The sequence below is a fragment of the Massilia sp. Root335 genome, assembly GCF_001425685.1.
Classification (GTDB): domain Bacteria; phylum Pseudomonadota; class Gammaproteobacteria; order Burkholderiales; family Burkholderiaceae_D; genus Telluria; species Telluria luteola.
Genome location: NZ_LMCY01000008.1, coordinates 197,901 through 221,731, shown reverse-complemented (window position 1 = coordinate 221,731; position 23,831 = coordinate 197,901). Strand labels below are relative to the sequence as shown.

29 protein-coding genes are annotated in these 23,831 nt (G+C 67.1%); 28 read left to right on the top strand and 1 reads right to left on the bottom strand.

Going from position 1 to position 23,831, the window contains the following annotated elements; all coding sequences use genetic code 11:
• Positions 1-15: 15 nt before the first annotated feature.
• The 16 genes from fliF to ASC93_RS06835 are packed head-to-tail and all read left to right on the top strand — an operon-like array spanning position 16 to position 13,216.
• On the top strand, positions 16-1,773 hold the full coding sequence (fliF, locus tag ASC93_RS06910) for a flagellar basal-body MS-ring/collar protein FliF (protein WP_056439164.1): 1,758 nt from the start codon (positions 16-18) through the stop codon (positions 1,771-1,773).
• Positions 1,754-2,776 carry a flagellar motor switch protein FliG gene (locus ASC93_RS06905; RefSeq protein ID WP_056439161.1) on the top strand — a complete coding sequence of 341 codons (1,023 nt, stop codon included), beginning with the start codon at positions 1,754-1,756 and terminating at the stop codon, positions 2,774-2,776. Before fliF ends, ASC93_RS06905 begins: the two co-directional genes overlap by 20 nt.
• A complete protein-coding gene (gene fliH / locus ASC93_RS06900; RefSeq protein ID WP_056439158.1) occupies positions 2,773-3,465 on the top strand; it encodes a flagellar assembly protein FliH in 693 nt (230 codons plus the stop codon). The genes ASC93_RS06905 and fliH overlap by 4 nt, the downstream gene beginning before the upstream one ends.
• The gene (fliI, locus tag ASC93_RS06895) at positions 3,462-4,778 is read left to right on the top strand and encodes a flagellar protein export ATPase FliI (RefSeq protein ID WP_056439157.1); all 1,317 of its coding nucleotides are present in this window, start codon (positions 3,462-3,464) and stop codon (positions 4,776-4,778) included. The genes fliH and fliI overlap by 4 nt, the downstream gene beginning before the upstream one ends.
• Positions 4,775-5,227 (top strand): flagellar export protein FliJ, encoded by a 453-nt coding sequence (gene fliJ / locus ASC93_RS06890; protein ID WP_056439154.1) that lies wholly within the window; start codon positions 4,775-4,777, stop codon positions 5,225-5,227. Before fliI ends, fliJ begins: the two co-directional genes overlap by 4 nt.
• A 14-nt stretch (positions 5,228-5,241) precedes the next feature.
• Positions 5,242-6,657 (top strand): flagellar filament capping protein FliD, encoded by a 1,416-nt coding sequence (fliD, locus tag ASC93_RS06885; RefSeq protein WP_056439151.1) that lies wholly within the window; start codon positions 5,242-5,244, stop codon positions 6,655-6,657.
• 10 nt (positions 6,658-6,667) lie between these two features.
• Positions 6,668-7,057 (top strand): flagellar export chaperone FliS, encoded by a 390-nt coding sequence (gene fliS / locus ASC93_RS06880; RefSeq protein ID WP_056439148.1) that lies wholly within the window; start codon positions 6,668-6,670, stop codon positions 7,055-7,057.
• Between the two features lie 31 nt (positions 7,058-7,088).
• Entirely contained in the window at positions 7,089-7,388 is a 300-nt protein-coding gene (locus tag ASC93_RS06875; RefSeq protein WP_229412625.1) for a hypothetical protein, read from the top strand.
• A gap of 5 nt (positions 7,389-7,393) precedes the next feature.
• Positions 7,394-8,593: a flagellar hook-length control protein FliK gene (locus ASC93_RS06870; RefSeq protein WP_162251802.1), complete on the top strand. Its 1,200-nt coding sequence runs from the start codon at positions 7,394-7,396 to the stop codon at positions 8,591-8,593.
• 51 nt (positions 8,594-8,644) lie between these two features.
• Complete coding sequence (fliL, locus tag ASC93_RS06865; RefSeq protein ID WP_307188978.1) at positions 8,645-9,106, top strand: flagellar basal body-associated protein FliL; 462 nt, start codon at positions 8,645-8,647, stop codon at positions 9,104-9,106.
• Between the two features lie 23 nt (positions 9,107-9,129).
• On the top strand, positions 9,130-9,861 hold the full coding sequence (locus tag ASC93_RS06860) for a FliA/WhiG family RNA polymerase sigma factor (protein ID WP_056439136.1): 732 nt from the start codon (positions 9,130-9,132) through the stop codon (positions 9,859-9,861).
• A gap of 24 nt (positions 9,862-9,885) precedes the next feature.
• Positions 9,886-10,776 carry a flagellar motor stator protein MotA gene (gene motA, locus ASC93_RS06855; protein ID WP_056439133.1) on the top strand — a complete coding sequence of 297 codons (891 nt, stop codon included), beginning with the start codon at positions 9,886-9,888 and terminating at the stop codon, positions 10,774-10,776.
• An 18-nt stretch (positions 10,777-10,794) separates the two neighbouring features.
• A complete protein-coding gene (locus tag ASC93_RS06850) occupies positions 10,795-11,763 on the top strand; it encodes a flagellar motor protein MotB (protein ID WP_056439130.1) in 969 nt (322 codons plus the stop codon).
• A 29-nt stretch (positions 11,764-11,792) separates the two neighbouring features.
• Entirely contained in the window at positions 11,793-12,074 is a 282-nt protein-coding gene (gene flgM / locus ASC93_RS06845; protein ID WP_056439126.1) for a flagellar biosynthesis anti-sigma factor FlgM, read from the top strand.
• A gap of 4 nt (positions 12,075-12,078) precedes the next feature.
• Complete coding sequence (gene flgN, locus ASC93_RS06840) at positions 12,079-12,507, top strand: flagellar export chaperone FlgN (protein WP_056439123.1); 429 nt, start codon at positions 12,079-12,081, stop codon at positions 12,505-12,507.
• Complete coding sequence (locus ASC93_RS06835; RefSeq protein WP_056439121.1) at positions 12,494-13,216, top strand: glycoside hydrolase family 73 protein; 723 nt, start codon at positions 12,494-12,496, stop codon at positions 13,214-13,216. Before flgN ends, ASC93_RS06835 begins: the two co-directional genes overlap by 14 nt.
• Here ASC93_RS06835 and flgA read toward each other — a convergent pair.
• Positions 13,206-13,919: a flagellar basal body P-ring formation chaperone FlgA gene (gene flgA, locus ASC93_RS06830; protein ID WP_082547813.1), complete on the bottom strand. Its 714-nt coding sequence runs from the start codon at positions 13,917-13,919 to the stop codon at positions 13,206-13,208. The genes ASC93_RS06835 and flgA overlap by 11 nt on opposite strands.
• A gap of 72 nt (positions 13,920-13,991) precedes the next feature.
• On the opposite strand from flgA, the gene flgB reads away from it, so the two are divergent.
• The 12 genes from flgB to ASC93_RS06770 are packed head-to-tail and all read left to right on the top strand — an operon-like array spanning position 13,992 to position 23,792.
• Complete coding sequence (gene flgB / locus ASC93_RS06825) at positions 13,992-14,351, top strand: flagellar basal body rod protein FlgB (RefSeq protein WP_056439118.1); 360 nt, start codon at positions 13,992-13,994, stop codon at positions 14,349-14,351.
• A gap of 10 nt (positions 14,352-14,361) precedes the next feature.
• Positions 14,362-14,766 (top strand): flagellar basal body rod protein FlgC, encoded by a 405-nt coding sequence (gene flgC, locus ASC93_RS06820; protein ID WP_056439116.1) that lies wholly within the window; start codon positions 14,362-14,364, stop codon positions 14,764-14,766.
• A 2-nt stretch (positions 14,767-14,768) separates the two neighbouring features.
• Positions 14,769-15,434, top strand: a complete 666-nt coding sequence (locus tag ASC93_RS06815) for a flagellar hook capping FlgD N-terminal domain-containing protein (RefSeq protein ID WP_056439114.1) — start codon at positions 14,769-14,771, stop codon at positions 15,432-15,434.
• A gap of 41 nt (positions 15,435-15,475) precedes the next feature.
• On the top strand, positions 15,476-16,666 hold the full coding sequence (locus tag ASC93_RS06810; RefSeq protein WP_056439109.1) for a flagellar hook protein FlgE: 1,191 nt from the start codon (positions 15,476-15,478) through the stop codon (positions 16,664-16,666).
• A gap of 12 nt (positions 16,667-16,678) precedes the next feature.
• Positions 16,679-17,404 (top strand): flagellar basal body rod protein FlgF, encoded by a 726-nt coding sequence (locus tag ASC93_RS06805; RefSeq protein ID WP_056439106.1) that lies wholly within the window; start codon positions 16,679-16,681, stop codon positions 17,402-17,404.
• Between the two features lie 34 nt (positions 17,405-17,438).
• On the top strand, positions 17,439-18,224 hold the full coding sequence (gene flgG / locus ASC93_RS06800; RefSeq protein WP_200958278.1) for a flagellar basal-body rod protein FlgG: 786 nt from the start codon (positions 17,439-17,441) through the stop codon (positions 18,222-18,224).
• 2 nt (positions 18,225-18,226) lie between these two features.
• Positions 18,227-18,895, top strand: coding sequence for a flagellar basal body L-ring protein FlgH (gene flgH, locus ASC93_RS06795; RefSeq protein ID WP_056439102.1), 669 nt, complete (start codon positions 18,227-18,229; stop codon positions 18,893-18,895).
• Positions 18,896-18,902: 7 nt separating this feature from the next.
• Positions 18,903-20,072, top strand: a complete 1,170-nt coding sequence (locus tag ASC93_RS06790) for a flagellar basal body P-ring protein FlgI (RefSeq protein WP_056439099.1) — start codon at positions 18,903-18,905, stop codon at positions 20,070-20,072.
• Positions 20,072-20,410, top strand: a complete 339-nt coding sequence (locus ASC93_RS06785) for a rod-binding protein (RefSeq protein WP_082547812.1) — start codon at positions 20,072-20,074, stop codon at positions 20,408-20,410. Before ASC93_RS06790 ends, ASC93_RS06785 begins: the two co-directional genes overlap by 1 nt.
• 45 nt (positions 20,411-20,455) lie before the next feature.
• Complete coding sequence (flgK, locus tag ASC93_RS06780; protein ID WP_056439093.1) at positions 20,456-21,826, top strand: flagellar hook-associated protein FlgK; 1,371 nt, start codon at positions 20,456-20,458, stop codon at positions 21,824-21,826.
• Positions 21,827-21,837: 11 nt separating this feature from the next.
• Complete coding sequence (flgL, locus tag ASC93_RS06775; RefSeq protein ID WP_056439090.1) at positions 21,838-22,749, top strand: flagellar hook-associated protein FlgL; 912 nt, start codon at positions 21,838-21,840, stop codon at positions 22,747-22,749.
• Positions 22,750-22,754: 5 nt separating this feature from the next.
• Complete coding sequence (locus ASC93_RS06770; RefSeq protein ID WP_056439087.1) at positions 22,755-23,792, top strand: hypothetical protein; 1,038 nt, start codon at positions 22,755-22,757, stop codon at positions 23,790-23,792.
• The last annotated feature ends 39 nt before the right edge of the window (positions 23,793-23,831 follow it).

Genomic DNA, 23,831 nt, shown 5'->3' with positions numbered 1-23,831 from the left:
GGAAAAACACCGATCGTGATTGCCACCCTCAAGTCCGCCTTCGGCGGCAAGCGCCTGGCCTTGCCGCCCGCGCTGTCCAAGAACCTGACCCCGATGCTGGTGCTGGCCATCGGCATTACCGCGGCGGTCATGCTGTACATGTGGAACGACCAGGCCGGCTACAAGCCGGTGTTCGGCGCCCACGAGAAAGTCGCCGCCAGCGACATGATGGGCGTGCTCGATGCCGAGCACGTCCCTTATCGCATCCATCCGGATTCCGGCCAGGTGATGGTCCCGACCGGCCAGTTGGGCAAGGTGCGCATGCTGCTGGCCGCCAAGGGCGTGACCGCGCAGCTGCCGGCCGGCCTGGAGCTGATGGACAAGAACGACCCGCTGGGCGTGTCGCAGTTCGTGCAGGACGTGCGCTTCCGCCGCGGCCTGGAAGGCGAGCTGGCACAGTCGATCCTGACGCTGGACGCCATCGCCTCGGCGCGCGTTCACTTGGCCATCGCCAAGTCGTCGTCGTTCGTCGCGAGCGACGGCGATAAATCGTCGGCATCCGTTGTGATAGCGGTAAAGTCGGGCCACAACCTGTCGAACGAACAGATCGCCGCGATCGTGAACCTCGTCGCGGGCAGCGTCTCCGGCCTGGCCCCGAGCCGCGTGTCGCTCGTCGACCAGAGCGGCAACTACCTGTCGTCGCGCGTGGACCTGACCGAAGGCTTCGACGGCGCCGCCCAGGGCGATGCCGCCGCCAAGCGCTACCAGGACGACGTGCGCGCCAACGTGGCCGGCCTGCTCGGTCCCGTGCTCGGCACCGACAACTTCAAGGTCAGCGTGACGGCCGACGTCGACAACGACAAGATCGAGGAAACGCAGGAGAAGTACGGCGCGGACCCGAAGGTCACCAGCGAAGCGATGCGCGAGGAAATGGAAAAGAGCCGCATGGCGCTGGGCGTGCCGGGCACGCTGTCGAACCGTCCGCCGGTCGCGAGCAATCCGCCGGCCGATCCGAACGCCGCCGCCACCGCGAACGGTGCCGCCGCGCCGAACACCCAGCCGGACGACGGCAGCGCGCGCAAGAACGCGACGACGCGCCAGTACGCCTACGACCGTGCGATCACGCAGATCAAGCGCTCGCGCGGCCGCCTCAAGAAGCTGTCGGTGGCGGTGGTGCTGAACAACGCCAAGTCGGCGACGCCGAAGACGGGCTGGAGCCCGGCCGAGATCGCCAACATCGACAAGATCCTGCGCGGCGGCCTGGGCATCGACGCCACCCGCGGCGACGTGCTGACGGTGTCCTCGCTGAACTTCCCGGCCCCGATCCCGGTCGAGCCGTGGTACCAGGAGCGCGACAACATCGTCGACATGGCCGGCTACGCGATGTACGCGATCGGCGCCCTGCTCGGCTGGCTCCTGGTCCTGCGTCCGCTGATGCGCATGCTGAACAAGCGCGTCGCGCCGCAGGCGGCATCGGCGCCGAACCTGGCGACCGTCCAGGCCGGCGCAGGCAATGCCCTGCCTGGCGCGCACAGCGCCGGCGCATTGCCGGCGCCGGGCGCCAGCGCCGCGGCGCACGCCCCGGCGGGCGCACTGGCCGCGCCAGAGACGGCGTCGACGGGCGGCACGCTGCCGGTCCAGGCGCTGCTCGAGGAATACGATTTGCCCCCGGCCGGTTCGGCCGTGGATGTGATGGTCGACCACCTGAAGGTCCTGGCGGGTAAAGAGCCGGAGCGGGTGGCGGAAGTGGTCAAACAATGGGTGCAAAAGAAAAATGGCGGATCTGAACAATAACGACGTGCAGGAAGCAGTGCTGAGCCCGGTCGAACAGGCCGCGATCGTGCTGCTGTCCATCGGCGAGGAACCGGCTGCGGCCGTGCTGCGCTGCCTCGAACGCGAGGAATTGATCGAGCTGACCCAGGTGATGAGCCGGATGAGCGGCATCAAGGTCGACGCCGTGAAGAACTCGATCCAGAAGTTCTTCGACGACTACCGCCAGCAAAGCGGCCTGCACGGCGCGTCGCGCAGCTACCTCAAGCGCTCGCTCGACCTGGCGCTGGGCAGCGAAATCGCGAATTCCGTGCTCAACACGATCTACGGCGACGCGATCCGCCCGATGATGGCGCGCCTGCAGTACGCGTCGCCGAAGTGGCTCGCGGACTACATCGCCGCCGAGCACGTGCAGATGCAGGCCGTGTTCCTCGCGTTCCTGCCGCCCGCGCTGGCCGGCCAGATCATCGACGCGCTGCCGGAAGACGGCCGCGAACTGGTGCTGCTGAACCTGGCGCGCCTGGAAGAGATCGACCGCGACCTGCTGTCCGAGCTGGAAGAGCTGGTGCAGCGCTGCCTGTCCGCGCTCGACACCCAGAGCGCCACCGTGGAAGGCGTGCGCCAGGCGGCCGACATCCTCAACCGCCTGCCGAACAACCGCGCCACGATGGTCGAGCTGCTGCGCGCGCACGATCCGGACGTCGTGTCCAGGATCGAGATGTCGATGTACGACTTCTTCATCCTGTCGAAACAGACCGAACAGACCATCACGCGCCTGCTCGACGAGATCCCGCTGGAGCAGTGGGCGATCGCCCTCAAGGGTGCGGAGCCGGCCCTGCGCGATGCCCTGCTCGGCGCCATGCCGAAGCGCCAGGCGCAAAGCTTCGAGGACCTCATGAAGCGCTCCGGCCCCGTGCCGATGTCGCGCATCGTGCAAACGCGCCAGGAGATCATGGCGCAGGTCAAGGAGCTCGCCGACAACGGTGAGATCGAAGTCCAGCTGTTTGCCGAGGCGACCGCCGAATGAAGCAGTTCCGGCCCTACCACTTCCCGCCGCTGGCGCAGTTCATCGCCGCCGGCGCGGCCAAGGGCGCGCAATCGTCGTCCTCGGCCACGCCGACCGAAGACTGGCAGAGCGCCGTGGCCGACGGCTATCGCCAGGGCCAGCGCGAAGGCTATGAAGTCGGCCTGGACGAAGGCCGCGCCGACGGCTACGACGCCGGCCATGCGGAAGGCGTCGAGCGCGGCGTCGACGAGGGCCGCCAGCAGGCGCTGACCGAGCTGGAAAAGATGGCCAAGCCGGTCGACGCGATGCTGCGCAGCCTGAGGAAGATGAAGACCGAATTCCGCAACGCGCAGCGCAAGGAAGTGGTGGACCTGGTCGGCAAGATCGCCCGCCAGGTGATTCGCGCCGAGCTGGCGCTGCAGCCCGTGCAGATGCTGAACCTCGTCGACGAGGCGCTGGCCGCGATGCCGCCGACGCGCGACGACGTGGAAGTCTTCATGAATCCGGAAGAACTCAAGCGCATCCAGGAGCTGGATCCGAAACGCGCCAAGAAATGGAACCTGATGGCCGATCCGGGCCTGGACCTGGGCGAATGCCGCGTGCGCGCGGGCGACCATGAAGTGGACGCCGGCTGCCAGAACCGCCTGGCCGCCTGCATGACGCAGGTACGCGAAAGCCTGGACAGCGCCGCCAAGGAGGACGCCGAATGAGCGCCCTGGCCGAAACCCTGCGCGCGCTGGAGATCAAGGCCCCGCCGGTCGCGACGCCCACCGGACGTCTCGTCGCCGTGCAGGGCCTGCTGCTCGAAAGCGTGGGCTGCCGCCTGCACACGGGCCAGCGCTGCCGCGTCGAGACCGTCGACGGCACCTGGCTCGACGCGCAGGTCGTGGGCTTTCGCGACAAGGTGACGTACCTGATGCCGTTCAAGCAGGCCGACGGCCTCGTGACCGGCGCCCGCGTGCTGCCGGCCACCGGCCCGTCCAGCATCCAGATCGGCCCGTCGTGGATGGGCCGCATGGTGAACGGCCTCGGCGAGCCGATCGACGGCCGCGGCAAGCTGGGTGGCGAAGAGACCCTGTCGACGACGCCGCCCAAGGTCAACCCGTTGCGCAAGGCGCCGGTGGAAGAGCCGCTGGACGTGGGCGTACGCGCGATCAATTCGATGCTCACGATCGGCAAGGGCCAGCGCGTCGGCCTGATGGCCGGTTCCGGCGTCGGCAAGTCCGTGCTGCTCGGCCTGATCACGCGCCAGACCGTGGCCGACGTAATCGTCGTGGGCCTGATCGGCGAACGTAACCGCGAAGTCCGCGAGTTCATCGAGAAGTCGCTGGGGCCCGAGGGTTTGAAACGCGCCGTCGTGGTGGTGGCGCCGGCCGACGAGTCGCCGCTGATGCGCGTGATGGCAACGGAACTGTGCCACTCGATCGCGGCGCATTTCCGCGACCGCGGCCAGAACGTGCTGCTGCTGTGCGATTCGCTGACCCGCTACGCGATGGCGCTGCGCGAAGTCGCGCTGTCGCTGGGCGAGCCGCCGGCCACGCGCGGTTATCCGCCGTCGGTGTTCTCGAACATGCCGCAGCTGGTCGAATCGGCCGGCAACGGCGAAAACGAGAACGGCAGCATGAGCGCCATCTACACGGTGCTGGCGGAAGGCGACGACCAGCAGGACCCGGTCGTCGACAGTGCCCGCGCGATCCTCGACGGCCACATCGTGCTGACGCGCGAACTGGCCGAACGCGGGCACTACCCGGCGATCGACGTGGCGCAATCCATCAGCCGCTGCATGGCGCAGGTGGTCACGCCGGAACACACGCTGGCCGCGCGCAAGCTCAAGGCCGCGCTGGCCAAGCATGCGCGCGTGCGCGACCTGATCCCGCTCGGCGCCTACCAGCCGGGCGCCGATCCGGAGACCGACCGCGCCGTCAAGCTGCATCCGCATATCGAAGCGTTCCTGTGCCAGGGCACGCGCGAAGACGCGCCGTTCGCGGCCTGCGTCGACCAGTTGAAAGCGATGATGGCATGAGCAAGCGCGAAACGATCACCAGCCTGGACACCCTCGTACGCGTGCGCAGCACCGAGGTCGAGCGCCTGCAGACGGCGCTGGCCAAGAAAGAAGCGACGCGTGCGCGCTACCAGACCAGCGTGGACCGCCTGACGGCCCTCGCCGAAGGCAGCGGCCCGTCGGGCCAGCCGGCCGGCGCACGGCCGCTGTCGCCGGCGCTGGCCATGAATTGCGGGAATTACAAGCAGGCCGTGTTCGCCCTCGCGGACACCCATCGCACCGACCTGCAGCTGCACGAGGCCGACATGGCCGTCGCGCAGCAGAACCTGGCCCACGCCTGGACGCGGCGTGAACTGCTGGGCAAAGTGCTGGAGCAGCATGAGGTCGCGTACGCGCGCGCGCAGGAACGCACGCAGCGCAAGCGCGAGGATGAGATCGCCACACAGTCGTGGCTGGCAAAGAACGCATAAGCAGGAGAACCGATATGGCAACGAGCGCTATCACCGCACCCACCTATGACCCGACCAGCACCGCCAAGGCGCTGGCCGACAAATACATCGAAGGTGCGCAGACCCAGCTGACCAACCAGACCACGACGGCGACCAACACCGCCAAGGCCCTCACCACGCTCAGCTCCGCGATCTCGGCCTTCCAGACCTCGCTCGCCGGCCTGGCGGGCGTGGGCCACACGATGCTCGCCCAGAGCGCGACCCTGTCCGACACCACGGTCGGCACCGCCACCGCCAGCGCGACCGCCGCCGCCGGCGCCTACAGCCTGTTCGTGCAGCAGGTGGCGACCAGCAGCCAGGTCTCGTACGACACGCTGGCGGACGGTTCCCAGCTCGGCGGCCAGCTGACCATCAACCTCGCCGACGAAGGCGCGGGCACGAATACGGCCAACTTCACCGTCCAGCTGGACAACACCGCCGACACGGACGGCGACGGCGCGCTGAGCGTGCGCGAGCTCGCGGCCGCCATCAACAGCGCCAGCGGCAACGCGGGCAAGGTCTCGGCCGGCGTCATCACGGTCAGCGGCGCGCCGCGCCTCGTGCTGACGTCGAAGAGCACGGGCGTGGCCAACACCGTCTCGGTCGACGCGACCCAGGCCACCGACGCCGGGCTGCAGACCGGCTTCACGACGCGCACCGTCATGACGGCCGCCCAGGACGCCATCGTCTATCTCGGCGACCCGACCAATCCGGCGACCGCGAAGATCCAGCAGGCTTCGAACGTCTTCACCAACATCGACGGCGTATCGTTCACCGCGACCCATGCCCAGGCGGCCGGCGCCGCGCCGATCACGCTGACGGTCGGCGGCAACGCCAGCGGCACCACGTCGAACGTGCAGGCCTTCGTCGACGCCTACAACAAGCTCAAGAGCGCGATCGACGGTCTCGTCAACTCGGGCGACCCGAAGAACAACGTCGCCGCCGGCGCCTTTGCGCACGACTCGGGCGTGATGGCCCTGCGCACCCGCCTCGTCGACCTGCTGCGGCCGACCGGCGTCCTGTCGCTGGCCAGCTACGGCATCACCGCCAACCGCGACGGCACCATCGGCCTGGATTCGGCTCGCCTGCAAAGTCAGCTGGCCGTCAATCCGACCGGCCTGGACACGCTGATGGGCACCGCCAGCACGTCGGCGCCGACCGGCATCGCGGGCGCCCTGACCACCTACCTGAACCAGTGGAGCAACACGACCAGCGGCCAGATCCAGCAGCGTACCGACGCCAACAGCAAGCTGCAGTCGGACCTGACCCAGCGCCAGACGGACCTCGATTCCAAGTACGACGCCGCCTACCAGCGCTACCTGAAGCAATACACCGCCCTGCAGACCTTGCAGGCAACGATGCAGAACAATTCTTCGCTGTTCAGTTCCCTGTTCAGCAGCTCTTCCAACTGAGAGATTCGAGATGTCTTATAACGAAGCCTACAGCAGCTATCACGCTACCAGCCTGGACGCGCAGACTTCGCGCGCCTCGCCCATCGAGCTCGTGCTGGTGCTCACCGACGGCTTGCTCGACGAACTGGCGCGCGCCCGTGCCCACATCGTGGCCAAGCGCTACGAGCAGCGCGCGGGCAGCATCAACAAATGCGTCGATATCATCAACGGCCTGTCCAGCTCCCTCGATTTCGAGGGCGGCGGCCAGGTCGTGGCCAATCTCGCCAACCTGTATGACTTCTGCGTCACGCACCTGCACGGCGCCGGCGTCAAGCAGGACCCGGCGATGGTCGATGAGGTCGTGAGGATCATGACCACGATCCGCCAGGGCTGGGCCGGCGTACAGGCACGCAATGGCTGACGCGAACGAGCGGCAGACGCGGTCGGCCCGGTTGGCTCAGCTGGGTGACGCCCTGCAGGCCGCAGCGGCGCGCGAGGACTGGGACAGGCTGGGCGAACAGGCCCGTGCCCTGCTCCCGGCGCTGCGCAAGCTCGCCGTGCTCGGTCCGTGGACGGCCGCCGAACGCGCCGCGCTGGAACGCGTGGTCGCCCTGCACGACGCGGCCGCCCAGGGCGTTGCCCACGCCGCGCGCGTGCTCGAGTCGCGCCTGGAAGAGATGCGTGCCAACAAAGACGGCTGGATCGCCTACGCGATGTACAGCGAAACCGAACCAGGCGTAAGCCAAGAATGATGATGATGCTCAACTCCGTAACCCCGTCCGCATCGGCCCAGCCGGCCAAGCAAGCCAGCGCGCCGGCACCCGCCCAGGACGCGCAGGCCGCGGCGGCTCCCGCCAAATCCGCAGCGCCCGCAAAGCCCGCAACTTCCGACGCCGCCCCGGCACCGGCCCAGCCGTTCGCGCGCTGGCTCGGCCTGCAGGACAGCGGCGCCGCCGCGCAGGCGCTGGCGGCAGCCCAGCCGGCCGCGCCGGGCACGGACGACGGCACGGCACCGGCACCGGCAACGGCCGGCACGCCGGCCGCGGCCGACGGCAAGTCCACGGACGACGCCAAGACCGCCGCCACGCCGGACGGCAGCCTGCTGGCCGCGATGGCGATGCCGCTGATGCCGCTGTCGCCGCAACAGGTCACCCAGGCCGTGCAAGCCGCCCAGGGCGGCGCGCGTGCCAGCGCCGACGACGCCGGCAAGGCCGACACCCCGGCCCAGCCGCCGGCGGTCGCCGGCCAGGACGGCCGCCGCGCGGCAATCGCCCTGCCCCAGGCCGCGCTCGTGCAGGCAATGCAGGCCACGCAGGCGGCCCAGCCGGATGCGACGGCCGCGAACGTGCACCTGGCCGTCCAGGGCAATGCCGCCAACGGCAACGCCGGCACCGGCGGCCAGGACGCCGGCACGGACGGCTCGTCCACCGCGAACGCGCAAGCAGGCACGAATACCGCCGCAGCCGCGGCCGTGCCGGGCACCGTGACGCTGCCGTCGGCCCAGCCGGCCGCCGACACCGTCAAGCTCGCCGGCCCGCCGACCGCATGGCGCCAGACCCTGCAGGAAACGCTGGGCGACCGCCTGAACGTCCACGTCGGCAACAACGTGCAGCAGGCAACGATCAGCATCGAGCCGCCCCAGCTGGGACGCATCGACATCGCGATCCGCCACAGCGCCGGCACACTGGAAGTGAACATCTCGGCCACCAACGGCGACGTGCTGCGCCAGTTGCAGACCGTCAGCGACAACCTGCGCAACGACTTGTCGCAGCGCCAGTACACGGAGGTCGCCGTGACGGTGACCCCGGCCCCCAGGAACAATGCGGCGCCGTTCGGCGACCCGCAACAGCAGGGCCGCGGCCGCCAGCAGGGCCGCGACCAGGACAACGAGCCCGGCCGCGGTCTGGCCGAGGCCGGCAACCCCGCGTCCGTGTTCAATCTCGGCCGCGACTCGTAAGCAAACGACGCATCCACAGCGCCCTGTGGCGTGAGTACCAACATGAGCAAAATGAAAATGATTATCGCCATCGCCGGCGCCGTGATCGTCAGTGCGGCCGGCGCAGGTGGCGCGGTGTGGTGGTTCATGCCCAAACCCGCGGCGGCCGCCGGCGCGGCGAAGAAGGCAGAATCGGACAAGCCCAGGGACGGCAAGCCGGTCAAGTACGTGACCCTGGACAAGGTCATCGTGATGCTGCGCCGCGGCCCTGAAGACACCGACACGCACTACCTGTCGACGGACCTCGTGCTGTCGACGGAAGTGTCGAAGGAAAAGGAAACGAAGGAAAACCTGCCGCTGCTGCGCAGCCTGGCGGTCCGCACCTTGTCGGCCTACACGATGAAGGAAGCGGCCAACATGACGGTCGAGCAGTACGCCGACCAGTTGAACAAATCCTTCGACGCCAATTATGAGCACGAGCACACGGAAAAACCGTTCGTGCAAGTCATGATCGGCAAGCTGATCATCGAATAACCATCGGGGACAACGTGGGTTACATGACCGACTACGCCGACAGCTACGCCAGCAGCGAATATGCCGACGCCGCCATTCACGCGGCCATGAGCGCGGCCGAAGAGCAGAAGCACCTCGTCGCCTACGCGCCGCTCGTCAAGCGCATCGCGCGCCAGCTCACGTCGCAGGTGTCGGGCGCGATGGGCCGCGAGGACATGGAGCAGATCGGACTGATGGGCCTGCTCGAAGCGCTGCGCCGCTACGGCACGCCGGATACCGGCTTTTCCAGCTATGCCTCGCTGCGCGTGCGCGGCGCGATCCTCGACGAACTGCGCCGCCAGGACTGGCGTCCGCGCGCCGTGCGCCAGGACAGCCACAAGATGCGCGACGCCGTGCGTGCCCTCACCCGCAAGCTCGGCCGCGAACCGAACGACAAGGAAGCGGCGGACGCGCTCGGCATCGGCCAGGAAGAGTGGCGCCAGTTCCTGCTGGACGACTGCGCGGAGGAACTGCTCAGCTTCGACGACATGCTGCAGGAAGCGACCGAGCGCGCCCACAGCGCCCCGGGTCCGGAAGAGCAGTTCATGGTGCGCCGCAGCCTCGAGCAGGCGCTGGGCGCGCTGAACGAACGCGAGCAGCGCGTCGTCCAGATGATTTACGAATTCGAGCTCAGCTACAAGGAAATCGCGGCCGTGCTCGACCTGTCCGACGCCCGCGTCTGCCAGCTGAACAAAAGTGCGCTGGCCAAAATGAAAGCGGCGCTGGCCCAGGCCTGAACGACCACAAGAAAGGTAATAATAATCATGCAAATCCTCGGCATTCTCATCGTGCTCGGCGCCGTGTTCGGCGGTTTTACGATGATGGGCGGCACAGTGAACGCCATCTGGCAGCCCACCGAGCTGATCGTCATCTGCGGCGCCGCCATCGGCGCCCTCGTGCTGGGCAATCCCAAGCACGTGCTGGCCGAACTGTTTTCCCAGACGAAAAGGATCACGCGCAAACACAGGCACGACTCCGAGTTCCAGCGCCAGCTGCTCCTCCTGATGTACGAACTGTTGCAGACGGCCGCCGGCGGCCTCAAGGCGCTCGACGCCCACGTCGAAGCACCCAAGGACAGCCCGATGTTCCAGCGCTATCCGCTGATCCTGGAAGAGCCCAAGCTGCTGGCTTTCATCGTCGACAACTTCCGCCTGATGGCCATGGGCAAGATCAACGCCCACGAGCTGGAAGGCGTGCTCGAGCAGGAGCTCGACGCCATCCACGAAGAGCTGACCCAGCCGTCCAAATCGCTGCACAAGATCGCCGAGGCGATGCCGGGCTTCGGCATCCTGGCCGCCGTGCTGGGCATCGTGATGACGATGAACTCCGTCGGCGAAGGCGCCGACACCGCCGAGATCGCGGAACGCGTGGGCGCCGCCATGGTCGGTACGTTCATCGGTATCTTCATGTGCTACGGCGTGCTCGATCCGATCTCCGGCATGATGAAGCAGCTGGTCAATTCCGAAGCATCGACGATGGAAACCGTGAAGGTCGTGCTGTGCACCCACGTGGCCGGCAAACCGCCCCTGCTGGCGATCGACGCGGGCCGCCGCCTGATCCAGCTGAATACCAAGCCCAGCTTCGCACAGCTCGAAGCCTGGATCAACGCGATGGCCGACGGCGACGATGCCGGCGCCAAACGCAAGGCTTGACCGGACCTGGAGCAATCAGTGCAAGCAACCAAAAAAGGCCCCGAGAAGCACCACGAAGCCACCATCGTCAAACGTGGTGGCGGCAAGCATCAGGAGGACGAACACGGCGGCGCGTGGAAGGTGGCGTTCGCCGACTTCTGCATGGCGCTGATGGCGCTGTTCCTCGTACTGTGGCTGATCGCCGCCCGCGACGCCCAGCAGGCCAAGGCCATCGTGCGCGACAACACGGCCAGCGGCCTGATCGACGGCACCGGCGGCAAGCCCGAGGTGAAATCGAGCCCGGCCGGCAGCCTGATCGAGCGCTTCCAGCTCCCCAGGAGCAACGGCGGCAGCCAGGGCCCGAGCACCGGTAACAAATCGAACACCCCGGCCATGCGCACGAAGTACGAATCGCCGTCCGAACTGGCGGCGCTGGCGCACCAACTGGAACAGATGAGCGTCGACGCCGGTCTCGCGTCGAACCTTGCCACGGTGATCACGCCGGACGGTTTGCGCGTGATGCTGCACGACACCGACCGCCAGGGCATGTTCGTGCGCGGCAGCCCGCTGCCGACCGCCCGCTTCGCAAAACTGTTGCGCGCGATGGCACCGCTGTTCGAAAAGATGGAAAATCAGATGTTGATCGTAGGCCACACGGATTCCTTGCAGTACACTAATGCGGGACCGGCGAGCTATTCCAACTGGAGCCTGTCGGTCAACCGCGCTCTGGCTGCGCGGTCCGAGCTGCTCATCGGCGGCATGCGGAGCGAAAGCATCCTGCAACTGGTCGGCATGGCCGATCGGGCCCCGATCGATGCGGCCCATCCGGATGCTTCGGCCAACCGCCGTATCGAACTCTTGATCCTGACCAGCAAGCAGGCTGCTGCCGTCAAGACCATGTTCGGCGCGCCGCCGGCCACCGAATCCCTGACAGAAGACGCGTCCACGGCCCGGACGGACGATGCAGAGCTCAAGGAACTGCGCAGCCAGATGGTAAAGAAACCATGACGATTCAATCGAAAACCCGAGGACCACGCATGAAGATCTCCAGCGCCTCCACGCCTTCCGTCTCGATCGCTCCGCAGGCAGGCGGTGCCGCCGCGCCGGCCGCGGCCCCGGCAGCCGCGCCCGCGGGCACGGATGCCCTCGAATCCGCCGTGCTGCAGCCGGCGCAGAAAGCGATCAAATCCCTGCCCGACTTCGATGCCGCCCGCGTGGCCGAGCTGCGCGACGCGCTGGCCAAGGGCGAATTGCCGTTCGATGCGGGGCGCCTGGCCGGCCTGATCCAGCGCTTCCACGGCAGCGGCAACAAGGCTTGACACCATGAGCCGCCTGACCCGCGACCAGGCCGTCGCGCGCCTGCTGGACGGCGTCCAGGCCGACCTTGGCGCCTGCGGCACGATCCGCGACCTGCTGGAACGCCAGTTCCAGGCCGCCCTGCGCCACCGCGGTGCGGAGCTCGCCACGCTTGCCGGACAACTCGCGCCTGAGCTGGACGCGATGGAACAGCGCCGCCAGCAGCGCGTGCAACTCGTGCGCGCCCTGCTGGGCCCGCAAGCGACGATGGACGACCTGTTCGGCAGCCTGCCGGCTTCGCTGCGCACGCGCGGCCGGAACGACTGGGACACGCTCGAGACGCTCGTACGCGACTGCAAGCAGGCGACGACGCGCAACGGCAATCTGATGGCCGAACAATTTACGATCATGCAACGCCTGCTGCACGGCGAAGACGATACCTATGCGCCACGCTGAATTCACGACGGCTATCCCCGCCCTCACCCCGACTTCGGCCACCGCGCCGACCGCGCCTTTAAGCAACGGCGGCGGGAAGTTCGGCGGCATCTTCAACGAGGTCCAGGGCGAGGTGTCCGATTTCATCCAGAACGGCGGCGGCGATTTCGCGCCGAGCGCGACGCTCAGCGCCGAGGGCCGCATGTGGGCCGCACGCAGCCAGGGGGCGACGGCCGCCGTCATGGGCGACGGCGCCGACACGTCACCCGACCAGCAGGCTTTCCTGGCAAGCATCGCCCCCTGGGCCAAGGAAGCGGCCGACAAGCTGGGCGTCGCGCCGGAACTCGTGTCCGCGCACGCCGCGCTGGAATCCGGCTGGGGCCAGCGTCCGCTGCGCAACGCGGACGGCAGCTCGACCTATAACCTGTTCGGCATCAAGGCCAACGCCGGCTGGCGCGGCAACGTGGCCGAATCGGCCACGACGGAATACGTGGGCGGCGCCGCGCTCAAGACGAGCGCGCGCTTCCGCGCCTATCCGGACCAGGCCAGCGCCTTCCGCGACTATGCACAAATGCTGATCGACAATCCGCGCTTCCACGGCGCGCTCGGCGCCGGGAACAATGCCCATGCGTTCGCCGCCGGCCTCGCGAAGGGCGGCTATGCCACCGACCCGGCCTATGCGGCCAAGCTCGCCCGCCTGGCCGGCAAATTGCAAAACGTCAGCGGCTGATCTCCATGTCGATTGGCTCAACCGTGCCGGGTCCGGCGACACGCATGCGGACGACCTGCCCGCTGCCGGCGTTGCGAACCCGCACGACAGCCCCCTTTCCGCCGGCATCCAATGCTTCTCCGGCCATGCTGACCTCGATGCCTTCGCGCCGCGCGACCATCGTCACGGCATCGCCGCGCTTCACCAGAATCGGTGTGCTGAGCTGTCCGCTGCGCAGAATGTCTCCTGGACGCAACATACGGCGAGACATTTGTCCGACCGCGTCGGCCGGATTACTGACCGGATCGGCAATGTTCGAAATATCACGGCGCTCGATCGTGACTTGTGCATCCGTCAACGCCTCGTTGGCCGCGACCGGCGCCGCCGCGATCGCGACCATGGCCGACACGCGCGCGCGGACGACGTATTCGTACCGCCATCCGGGCGTGTCCGGACAGCGCGCCACGAAGCGCATCCTCTGGGGAGAACGGGTATCGAGCGGTTCGATGGCCACTTGCTGGCTGCACGGCGGCGCCGCACGCGCGGCCACGACGGCAATGTCGAATTGTGGTTCGGTCAAGCCGGACGCCGCCATCTGTCTTTCGAGTTCGGCACGGGCGGCTTGTTCAATTTGCATCGGAATCGACGGCGCTGCTGCTTGCGCGAACGCAGAAAACAGCATCAGTGACGAAGCGGCAAGGGTTGCCTTACAGAAAGCAATCATTAGAGAATAGCGTCAGCGGAAAAACCTGATTCTACCAATCACACAGAAATTCAACCGACAGGAGTTCCTGACATGACGATTAATTTCAAAGACGCACTGGGTGTGCATGCCGACGCGCTGGAACTGCGCGCCGAGCGCACCAAGGTGTTGGCGGCGAACATTGCGAATGAAAGCACGCCCGGCTACACCGCACGCGACATCGATTTTGGCGCCATGATGCAGGATCGCATCGACACCGAGAACGGCGATCTCAGCCTGAGCGACGACCAGCCGCTGTACCGCGTGCCGTTCCACCCGAGCGCCGACGGCAACACCGTCGAGATCGGCGTCGAGCAAGCCGCCTTCGGCCAGAACTCATCCGATTTCAATACCAGCCTCACCTTCATCAACATGCAGTTGCGTGGTCTGGCGAAAGCCATCAACGGTCAATAACAGGTCAACAATGGGCTTCAAGGACATTTCCCAGATCGCCGGTTCGGCGATGTCGGCGCAGTCGGTGCGCCTGAACACGATCGCCAGCAACCTGGCCAACGCCGACGTCGCGGCCGGTTCCGAAGCGGAAGCGTACCGCGCCCGCAAGCCGGTCTTCGCGTCCGTCATGGGCAACGAAGGCAGCGCGGGCGTGCAGGTGCTCGACGTGGTCGAGAGCGCCGAGCCGCTGCGCCGCGTGCACGAGCCGGACAATCCGAAGGCCGACGCCGACGGCATGGTCTATTACACGAACGTCAACGAAGTGTCCGAGATGGCCGACATGATGTCCGCCAGCCGCGCCTTCGAAACCAACGTCGAAGTCCTGGGACGTATCAAATCCATGCAGCAGTCGCTGCTCAAGCTGGGAGATTCCTGATCATGGTGACCACCACCTCCACCACCAACAGCCAGTTCGGCACAACGGCGAACACGGCGGCCGACAAGGTGTCGACCCAGGCGCCCACCGACGCCAACAAGGACATGTTCACCAAGCTGCTGGTGGCGCAGATCCAGAACCAGGACCCGCTGTCGCCGCAGGATCCGACCCAGTACGTCAACCAGCTGGCGCAGCTGTCGCAGACGGAGGCGCTGCAGAACCTGTCGTCGACGACGACCGCCAGCGCAACCGTCCTGCAAAGCCTGCAAACGCTTGCGATGGGCGGCCAGGTCGGTTCCGACGTGACGGTGGCGACGAGCACCATCAAGGTCGACGGCAACAAGGTGAACGGCACCGTGCAGCTGAACGGCCTGAGCGCGGGCACCAACCTGATCCTGACCGGCACCGACGGCCAGCAGCACACGATCAACCTGGGCGCCGGTTCGGGCGCCCAGTCGTTTTCCATCGATCCGGACGCCCTTGGCCTGGCGCCCGGTTCATACACGATCCAGGCCAAGCCATCGGACGGCAGCTCGCCCACGGTCGAAGTGGCGGCGCGCCTGAACAGCGTGCGCGTCAACGGCACCCACGTCGTGCTCCAGGTGGCGAACATCGGCGAGGTCGATCCCTCGTCCGTCACGGGTTTCAACGGCAAGACGGGCTCCTGAACGCCGCCCACACTCTACCGCAACGCATTTAAGGAATCGACATGAGCTTCGACATCGCACTGTCCGGCATCCAGGCCATCAACGAACAACTGAACACCGTCTCGAACAACATCGCCAACGCGGCCACCTACGGCTTCAAGGCCGGGCGCGCCAACTTTGCGTCCGTCATGGCGGGCACCCAGCCCAACGGCGTGGAAATCGGTTCGGTCACGCAGAACATCAGCCAGAACGGCAGCACCCAGACGACCGGCCGCGCCCTCGATGCCGCCATCGACGGCCGCGGCTTCTTCGTCAGCGTCAACAACCAGGGCACCTCGCAGTATTCGCGCGTCGGCATCTTCTCGACCGACGCCAAGGGCGTCCTGATCGACAGCAACGGCAACAAGGTGCAGGGCTACGGCCCGTCCAAGAACGGCGCGCTGGGCGCGATGGGCGACGTACAGGTGCCGACCGGCCAGATCCCGGCCGTCGCGACGACCGGCGTTTCCTACGTCGGCAACCTGTCGGCCGACTGGACCGTGCCGGCGACGGCCACCTTCGACGCCACCGATTCGTCCAGCTACAACATGGTCAAGCAGTCGCTCGCGTACGACTCGCTGGGCACGCAGCACACGGTGTCGCAATACTTCGTCAAGACCGGCACCGGCACGGTCGACGTTTATTATGGTGTCGATGGCGCGGCGCCGGACACGGCGGCCAATCCCGTTGCGAGCCTGTCGTTCGGCGCCGACGGCCAGCTGACCGGCACCACGTCGGGACTGGTAAAGTTCACCGGCACCGGCGCCGCAGCCTCCAGCGTCAAGATCGACTACACCGGCACGACCTCGTTCGCCGGCGAAGCCACCACCACCACCAACCGCAGCGACGGCTATGCGTCGGGCGCGTTCGTGGGCCTGACGATGTCGCCCGACGGTTCGCTCGTGGCCAAGTACAGCAACGACCAGTCGCAGGTCGTCGGCACCATCGCCCTCGCCACCTTCGCCAACGAAGGCGCGCTGTCGCCGATCAGCGAGACCAGTTGGGTCGCCAACGCCGATTCCGGCGCCGCCCTGACCGATGCGCCGGGCGTGGGCCTGGCCGGCAAACTGTCGACCGGCGCGCTGGAAGGCTCGAACGTCGACATCACGTCGGAACTGGTCGGCCTGATGACGTCGCAGCGCAATTACCAGGCGAACTCGAAGGTGCTGACCACCGAAAGCCAGATGATGCAGGCCCTGATGCAAGCCCTGTAAGCTTGACGCCCCATGGATAAACTCATCTTCACCGCCGTCTCCGGCGCCGAGCGCCTGATGCGCTCGCAGCAGATCCACGCCAACAACCTGGCCAACCTCGACACCACGGGTTTTCGCTCCAGTATGGAAGTGGCGACCCAGCAGCAGCTGGGCGGGTTCGGCTACGACGACCGCCACATGTCGTCGATGCAGGCCGACATGATCTCGACCCGTGCCGGCGCCGTCCACGAGACGGGCCGCCCGCTCGACGTCGCGATCGGCGGCCAGGGCTACCTCGCCGTGCAGTACGGCGACAGCGAAGCCTATACCCGTTCCGGCGAAATCGAAATCGGTTCCGATGGCGCGCTGTCGGTGCACGGCCATCCGCTGCTGGGCGAAGGCGGCCCGATCGTCCTGCCGCAGCACACCGCGGTCGAGATCGGCACGGACGGCACGATTTCCGTGCTGACGGAAGGCGCCACGCAGATGCAGGTCGTCGACAAGCTGAAGCTCGTGAACGCCACGGGCGCCGAACTGACGAAGAACGAGGCCGGCCTCATCGTCTCGCGCGACGGCGGCAACCTGCCGACGGATCCGGACGTGAAAGTCCGCCCGCGCGCGCTCGAAGGCAGCAATGTCTCGGCCGTCGAGGAAATGGTCGCCACCATGAGCCTGAACCGCAGCTTCGAGGTGCAGATGCGCCTGTTCAAGGCCAGCGACAGCATGAACGAAACGGGCAACAAGCTGATCGCCGGCTGACCCACGTCCCTAACCGAATCAGGAGAGAGAAACCATGAATCCAGCAATGTGGATCAGCAAGACCGGTGTGCAGGCCCAGGATGCAAAACTGCAGGCCATCGCCAACAACCTGGCCAACGTGAACACGGTCGGCTTCAAGCGCGACCGCGTCGTGTTCGAAGACCTGTTCTACCAGGTCGACAAGCAGCCGGGCGCCCAGACGGCCGACAACACCGTCAGCAACGGCGTCCAGCTGGGCAATGGCGTGAACATCGTCGGCACGCAGAAGGTATTCACCAACGGCAGCATCCAGACCACCGGCCAGTCCCTCGACGTCGCGATCACGGGCAACGGCTTCCTGCAGGTGCGCCGTCCGGACGGCCAGCCGGCCTACACCCGCGCCGGCCAGCTGCAGGTCGATTCGAACGGCGTGCTGGTCAATGCCCAGGGCCTGCCCCTGGTGCCGCAGATCACCATCCCGAACAACGCGACCGGGATCACCATCGGCGAGAACGGCATGGTCAGCGCGACCGTCCCGGGCACCATCACCCCGACGGAACTGGGCCAGCTGACCTTGACGACCTTCGTCAACCCGGCCGGCCTGCAGGCCATGGGCGAGAACCTGTTCCAGGAAACGGCCGCCAGCGGCACCCCGAACGAAGGCAAGGCCGGCGACGGTGCCTTCGGCAAGATCAAGCAGGGTGCGCTCGAAGGCTCGAACGTGCAGGTCGTCGAAGAGATGGTCGACATGATCGCCGCCCAGCGCACTTATGAAATGAACACCAAGGTGTTGTCGGCTGCCGACAACATGCTGCAATACCTGTCCCAGGCTTCCCGCTGACCATGAAACGCTTCGCCCTCGCCGCCGGGATGGCGGCCAGCCTCGTGCTGACCGGGTGCGCCTCGCACGTGCCCCTGAACACCCCCGCCCCCGCGGACGACACCCTCGCCCTGCCGAAAACGCAGCCGGCGCACGGCGGCGTCGCGGGCGGCGTGTTCACCGCCGACACCGTCTCGCTGACCTCGGACGCGCGCGCGTTCCGCGTGGGCGACGTCGTCACCATCCTGCTGCAGGAAACGACCCAGGCCAGCAAGAAGGCCGGGACCAGCTTCAGCAAGGGCTCGTCCGCGTCCGTCACCCCGATCGGCGCCCTCGGCAAGACCTTCGGCCGCACCGGCATCAACATCGCAGGCGACCGCAGCTTCACGGGCGACGCCACGAGCACCCAGCAGAACGCATTGTCCGGCGCGATCACCGTGCTCGTGCAGGAAGTGCTGCCGAACGGCCTGCTGCGCGTGGCCGGTGAAAAACGCCTGCAGTTGAACCAGGGCGAGGAATACCTGCGCATCAAGGGCTATCTGCGCGCCGCCGACATCGACAACGAGAACCAGGTGTCCTCGCTGCGCGTGGCCAATGCCCGCATCGCCTATTCCGGCCAGGGTTCGCTGGCCGACGCCAACACTCCCGGCTGGCTGACCCGGTTCTTCACCGGTCCCTTCATGCCGTTCTGAGGACGCAATGATCCGACTCTTCCGTTCCGTTTCCCTGGCCGCGCTGCTGGCGCTGCCCGTGCTGGCCCAGGCCGCGGCCGCCGTGCCGAAGTCCGCGAGCGTGGCCCCCGCCGGCCCCGACGCGGCCATCCTCGCCCGCACCCAGCCGCTGCGCAACCTCGTCAGCGTCGAAGGCGTGCGCGAGAACCCGCTGGTCGGCTACGGCCTCGTCGTCGGCCTGAACGGCAGCGGCGACTCGACGCAGGTGAAGTACTCGAGCCAGTCTGTCGTCAATATGCTCAAGCAGTTCGGCGTCAAGCTGCCGGACGGCGAGGAAGCGAAGAACAAGAACGTGGCCGCCGTCATGGTGTCGGCCGTGTTCCCGCCCGGCTACCGCCGCGGCCAGCAGATCGACGTGACCGTCTCGTCGCTGGGCGATGCGAAAAGCCTGCGCGGCGGTACGCTGCTGCTGACCCAGTTGCGCGCGGCCGACAACGAAGTCTATGCGCTGGCCCAGGGCAACCTCGTCGTCGGCGGCCTGAACGCGTCCGGCAAGAGCGGCTCGTCGGTGACGGTGAACACGCCGACCGGCGGCCGCATCCCGAACGGCGCCCAGATCGAGCGCGAGATCCCGACCGACTTCGCCACGCGCCCGGCCGTGCTGCTGCGCCTGCGTCATCCGAATTTCGACACCGCGACCAACGTGGTGAATGCGATCAACCGCCGCTTCGGCCAGGTCGCCACCACGGCCGACGGCACCAGCGTCGAGGTCGTGGCGCCCTCGAATCCCACCGAGCGCGTCGCCTTCGTCGCCAAGCTGGAGAATATGGCGGTCGAAGCGGGCGAGGAAGTGCCCCGCGTCGTGTTCAATTCGCGCACCGGCACCGTCGTGATTTCCGACGGCCTGCGCGTGAAATCGGCCGCCATCACCCACGGCTCGCTCAAGGTCGTGATCTCGGAAAGCTCGGCCGTCAGCCAGCCCGGACCGTTCTCGAAGGGCCAGACGCAGGTGACGCCGCAATCGAAGGTCTCCGTCGACCAGGGCTCGGGCCAGATGTTCCACTGGCCCGCCGGCGCCCGCCTGCAGACGATCATCGACACGGTCAACAGCCTCGGCGCCTCGCCGGACGACATCATGGCCATCCTGCAGGCGCTCGACCAGGCCGGCGCAATCGAAGGCGAACTGGTGGTGATCTGATGCTGAACAACGTCAATGCCATCGAGCCGGGCAAGCCGGACCAGGCCGCGGACCAGGACAAGGTCGCTCCCGCCGCAGATAAAGCCTATGTCGCCAAGGCAACCAAGGCCGCCGTCGAATTCGAAAGCTTTTTTATCTCGCACATGCTGCACCAGATGCGCGAAAGCACGCGCGCCATCGCGCCGGACGACAGCCCGACCAAGGACAAGGTCAACCAGGACATGACGGACATGGTGGACAACATGTTGGCGGGAAATATGGCGCACCAGCGGGCTTTCGGCGTCGCCGACGCGATTTTGCGGCAGATATTGCCGGCACCGCTTAATAAATCGTCTTGAATGGTCGCCTGTTAATACTGATCACGCACACGAGAGACTCGCACGATGAGCATCCTGAACAACGCCCTGTCCGGAGCGGTCGCTTCGCAACTGGCCCTGTCGGCCAGCAGCCAGAACATCGCCAACCTGCAGACCAAGGGCTACACCCGCCAATCGGCGCTGCTGACCGCCGTCGCGCCCGCGGCCGGTTCGGCCCAGGCCGGCAACGGCGTGCGCGTGACCGAACTGATGCGGTTCTCCGACAGCTACAAGACCCAGCAGATGTGGCGCAGCGCGTCCGACCTGGGCGCGCACTCGCAGACCCAGCCGTATCTGACCCAGCTGGAACAGGTGATGGGCGACGACACCGCCAGCCTGTCGAGCGGCGTCGACGCCTTCTTCGCGGCGCTGAACTCGGTGGCCGGCGTCGATCCGACGTCGACCCCGCTGCGCCAGCAGGTGGTGACGGCGGCCGGCCTGCTGTCCCAACGCTTCAACAGCCTGAACAACGTCTACAACGCCCAGTTGCAATCCGTGCGCCAGCAGCGCAGCGCGCTGGTCGATTCGGCCAACAGCACGATCGCATCGATCGCGTCGCTGAACGCCCAGATCGCCAACGCCAACGCCACCGGCAGCAACGCCTCGGCCCTGGTGGACGCGCGCGACCTGGCCATTGACGGCCTGGCAAGCCAGATGGGCCTGGAAGTCAGCGACCAGCCGGACGGCACCCGCAACGTCTCGCTCAAGTCGGGCCAGTCGCTCGTGCTGGGCGGCGTGGCCGGCAAGCTGTCCGTCAGCGGCGGCGCCGCGCAGACGTTCAGCCTGACGTTCGCCGGCAGCTCGTTCGACCTCGACACGACCCGGGCCGGCGGCCAGCTGGGCGGGCTGTCGGCCTATGAACAGGACACGCTGCTGCCGCTGCAGCAGGGCGTGGCCGACATGGCCCAGCAGATCGCCGACAAGGTCAACACCCAGCTCGGCGCCGGTTTTGCGATGGACGGCACCCCGGGCAAGCCGCTGTTCGTCTACACCCCGGGCAACACCTCGAACATGCTGAAGGTGGCGGATGGTTTCCAGACGTCGGACCTCGCGTTTTCGGGCGACGGCACGCCGGGCGACACCGGCAACCTGCAACAACTGGTCGACATCAAGAGCCAGACGATCACGCTGACCAAGATCGGCACCGTGATGATCGGCGACGCCGACACCCAGCTCGTCGGCCGCCTCGCCGTGGACAGCCAGCAGAACAAGAGCGCCCTCGCCACCGCGCAGACGATGCGCGACCAGTCCGAGGCGGACTGGCAGTCGACGAGCGGCGTCAACCAGGACGAGGAAGCCGTGCACCTCGTCGAATACCAGAACATGTACCAGGCCAACATGAAGGTGATGTCCGTCGCGAACGCGCTGTTCGACGCCACCTTGCAGATGATGGGTTAAGGGAGAGAAGCATGCGTATCGCCACCAGTCAATACCAGGCGATGATGACTCAATCGCTCCAGATCAACCAGGAGCGCATCACCTATGTGACACAGCAGATGGCCAACGGCAACCGCATCCAGTTGCCGTCGGACGATCCCGTCGACAGCGTGCGCCTGTCGCGCCTGAAACGCGAAGAATCCACGATCGCGCAATACCGCAGCAACATCGCCGCGGTGCAGGAACGCATGGCGAAGAACGAAGGTTCGCTGCAAAACATGGTCAACGACATGAATTCGGGCCGCGACCTGCTCGTGTGGGCGTCGAACGGTTCCAACACGTCGCAGGACCTGAACGCCATGGTGACGTCGCTGACCTCGCTGCGCGACAGCCTGATGTACAACGCGAACTCGAAGGACCAGGAAGGCCGCTACATCTTTTCCGGCACCGTGACGGATACCCCGGCCATCGCCTACGATGCCAGCGCCGCGCCCGGCTCGCGCTACACCTATTCCGGCAACACGAACGACCAGATGGTCGTCGTGGGCAACGGCATCACCCAGGTGGGCAACCAGAACGTCAGCGGCCTGGAAACACTGCTGAACCAGCTCGACCAGACGATCACCACGCTGTCGGCCAGCAACGTCGACGCCAACGACCCGGCCGTGCGCAGCACGCTGAAGGACAACCTGGACGGCTTCGATACGGCGATGGGCCTGATCGGCGGCAAGGTCGCCGTGATCGGCGGCCAGCAGAACATCCTCAAGACGATCGACGCCAACCACGAGAACGTCAGCCTGGCGAACCAGACGGCGATCCTCGACATCGGCCAACTCGACGTCGGCTCCGCCGCGATCGAGTTGAACGGCTACCAGACGGCCCTCCAGGCCAGCTACAAGGCCTACAGCAAGATCGGCAACCTGTCCCTGTTCTCGGCGCTCTGACGGCCATGGATACCACACTTCGACCCACGTCCGCCGGCGGAACCGGCACCCTCGGCACCCGGACGACCGCATCGTCTCCGCTCCTGCCGGCCCGCGCGACCGACCTCGCCGCCGACGCGACGGCGGCCAGCGCCGCGACCGCCCCGGCGGCCGCGGCGCCCCTGCGCAGCACCGGCGGCGCGGCGAAAATCGCCGGCGGCCTGCAGGACCAGGTGGCGCGCGCCCAGCAGGCGCTCGACTACCTCGACCGCGTGGCCACCCAGCTCGAAACGCTGAAGGGCGAACTGACCGCCAAGCTGGCCGGCACCCGCGCCGGTTCGCGCCTGCAGCTCGAGGTGCACGCCCGGCAGCTGACCCAGACGCTGGCCGCGCGCAAGAAGGATGGCGGCGGCGGCATCGACAGCAACCTGAATTACTCGACGAAGCCGGCCGTGCAGCGCTTCCGCATCCGCGGCCTCGACATCGCCGGCATCAAGAAAAGCGCGCCGCAGACCATTTCGTTCTCGGTCGGCGGCGCCGGCGGGCCGCAGATGTCCGTCAACATCGAGCCGGACCAGTCGAGCGCGCAGGTCGCCCGCGCCCTCGACCGTGCCCTCGCCCCGATGGGCGTGCACGCGACCCTGGACGAGAACGGCGAACTCGTGTTCACGACGCCGGAATCGAACTGGTCGTCCGTCAAGGACAGCATCGCCGTGAGCGGCCGCGGCCGCGTGACGACCGACGAAATGCCGGCCAACCTGGCACCCCAGCAGTGGAACGTGAGCGCGGACACCGGCAATGCCGACGCGCTGCGCCAGAGCCTGCGCGAAGTGGTGCAGGCCCTGGAACGCGTGCACCGTTCGCAGGCCGCGGCCAGCAGCGCCGTGCAGGCCGCCAGCTCCCAGGTAGCGGCGGCCGAAACGCCGCCGCCGGACGTGACGCTCGCGGCCGACGACTTCGGCAAAGCCGCCGCCAGCACGGACTACGAGTCGCTGCTGGCGCTGACGTCGGCGCTCGTCGGCGTCAGCCGCGATCGCGTGCTGGCGCTGCTCGGCCTGCGTTAAATTTAGTGATACCGTCGTCCCCGGCCCCGCGGGGAGTCG

Excerpts from the sequence above, each read along its gene's own strand:
- flgM (WP_056439126.1), top strand. The coding sequence starts at position 11,793 with ATGAAGATCTCCAGCGCCTCCACGCCTTCCGTCTCGATCGCTCCGCAG.
- ASC93_RS06785 (WP_082547812.1), top strand. The coding sequence starts at position 20,072 with ATGCTGAACAACGTCAATGCCATCGAGCCGGGCAAGCCGGACCAGGCC.
- flgH (WP_056439102.1), top strand. The coding sequence starts at position 18,227 with ATGAAACGCTTCGCCCTCGCCGCCGGGATGGCGGCCAGCCTCGTGCTG.
- flgB (WP_056439118.1), top strand. The coding sequence starts at position 13,992 with ATGACGATTAATTTCAAAGACGCACTGGGTGTGCATGCCGACGCGCTG.
- ASC93_RS06815 (WP_056439114.1), top strand. The coding sequence starts at position 14,769 with ATGGTGACCACCACCTCCACCACCAACAGCCAGTTCGGCACAACGGCG.
- fliD (WP_056439151.1), top strand. The coding sequence starts at position 5,242 with ATGGCAACGAGCGCTATCACCGCACCCACCTATGACCCGACCAGCACC.
- flgC (WP_056439116.1), top strand. The coding sequence starts at position 14,362 with ATGGGCTTCAAGGACATTTCCCAGATCGCCGGTTCGGCGATGTCGGCG.
- ASC93_RS06805 (WP_056439106.1), top strand. The coding sequence starts at position 16,679 with ATGGATAAACTCATCTTCACCGCCGTCTCCGGCGCCGAGCGCCTGATG.
- ASC93_RS06790 (WP_056439099.1), top strand. The coding sequence starts at position 18,903 with ATGATCCGACTCTTCCGTTCCGTTTCCCTGGCCGCGCTGCTGGCGCTG.
- ASC93_RS06860 (WP_056439136.1), top strand. The coding sequence starts at position 9,130 with ATGACCGACTACGCCGACAGCTACGCCAGCAGCGAATATGCCGACGCC.
- flgA (WP_082547813.1), bottom strand. The coding sequence starts at position 13,919 with ATGATTGCTTTCTGTAAGGCAACCCTTGCCGCTTCGTCACTGATGCTG.
- fliL (WP_307188978.1), top strand. The coding sequence starts at position 8,645 with ATGAAAATGATTATCGCCATCGCCGGCGCCGTGATCGTCAGTGCGGCC.
- ASC93_RS06905 (WP_056439161.1), top strand. The coding sequence starts at position 1,754 with ATGGCGGATCTGAACAATAACGACGTGCAGGAAGCAGTGCTGAGCCCG.
- flgG (WP_200958278.1), top strand. The coding sequence starts at position 17,439 with ATGAATCCAGCAATGTGGATCAGCAAGACCGGTGTGCAGGCCCAGGAT.
- fliS (WP_056439148.1), top strand. The coding sequence starts at position 6,668 with ATGTCTTATAACGAAGCCTACAGCAGCTATCACGCTACCAGCCTGGAC.
- flgK (WP_056439093.1), top strand. The coding sequence starts at position 20,456 with ATGAGCATCCTGAACAACGCCCTGTCCGGAGCGGTCGCTTCGCAACTG.
- ASC93_RS06770 (WP_056439087.1), top strand. The coding sequence starts at position 22,755 with ATGGATACCACACTTCGACCCACGTCCGCCGGCGGAACCGGCACCCTC.
- ASC93_RS06810 (WP_056439109.1), top strand. The coding sequence starts at position 15,476 with ATGAGCTTCGACATCGCACTGTCCGGCATCCAGGCCATCAACGAACAA.
- flgL (WP_056439090.1), top strand. The coding sequence starts at position 21,838 with ATGCGTATCGCCACCAGTCAATACCAGGCGATGATGACTCAATCGCTC.
- fliI (WP_056439157.1), top strand. The coding sequence starts at position 3,462 with ATGAGCGCCCTGGCCGAAACCCTGCGCGCGCTGGAGATCAAGGCCCCG.
- flgN (WP_056439123.1), top strand. The coding sequence starts at position 12,079 with ATGAGCCGCCTGACCCGCGACCAGGCCGTCGCGCGCCTGCTGGACGGC.
- fliJ (WP_056439154.1), top strand. The coding sequence starts at position 4,775 with ATGAGCAAGCGCGAAACGATCACCAGCCTGGACACCCTCGTACGCGTG.
- ASC93_RS06870 (WP_162251802.1), top strand. The coding sequence starts at position 7,394 with ATGCTCAACTCCGTAACCCCGTCCGCATCGGCCCAGCCGGCCAAGCAA.
- ASC93_RS06835 (WP_056439121.1), top strand. The coding sequence starts at position 12,494 with ATGCGCCACGCTGAATTCACGACGGCTATCCCCGCCCTCACCCCGACT.
- fliH (WP_056439158.1), top strand. The coding sequence starts at position 2,773 with ATGAAGCAGTTCCGGCCCTACCACTTCCCGCCGCTGGCGCAGTTCATC.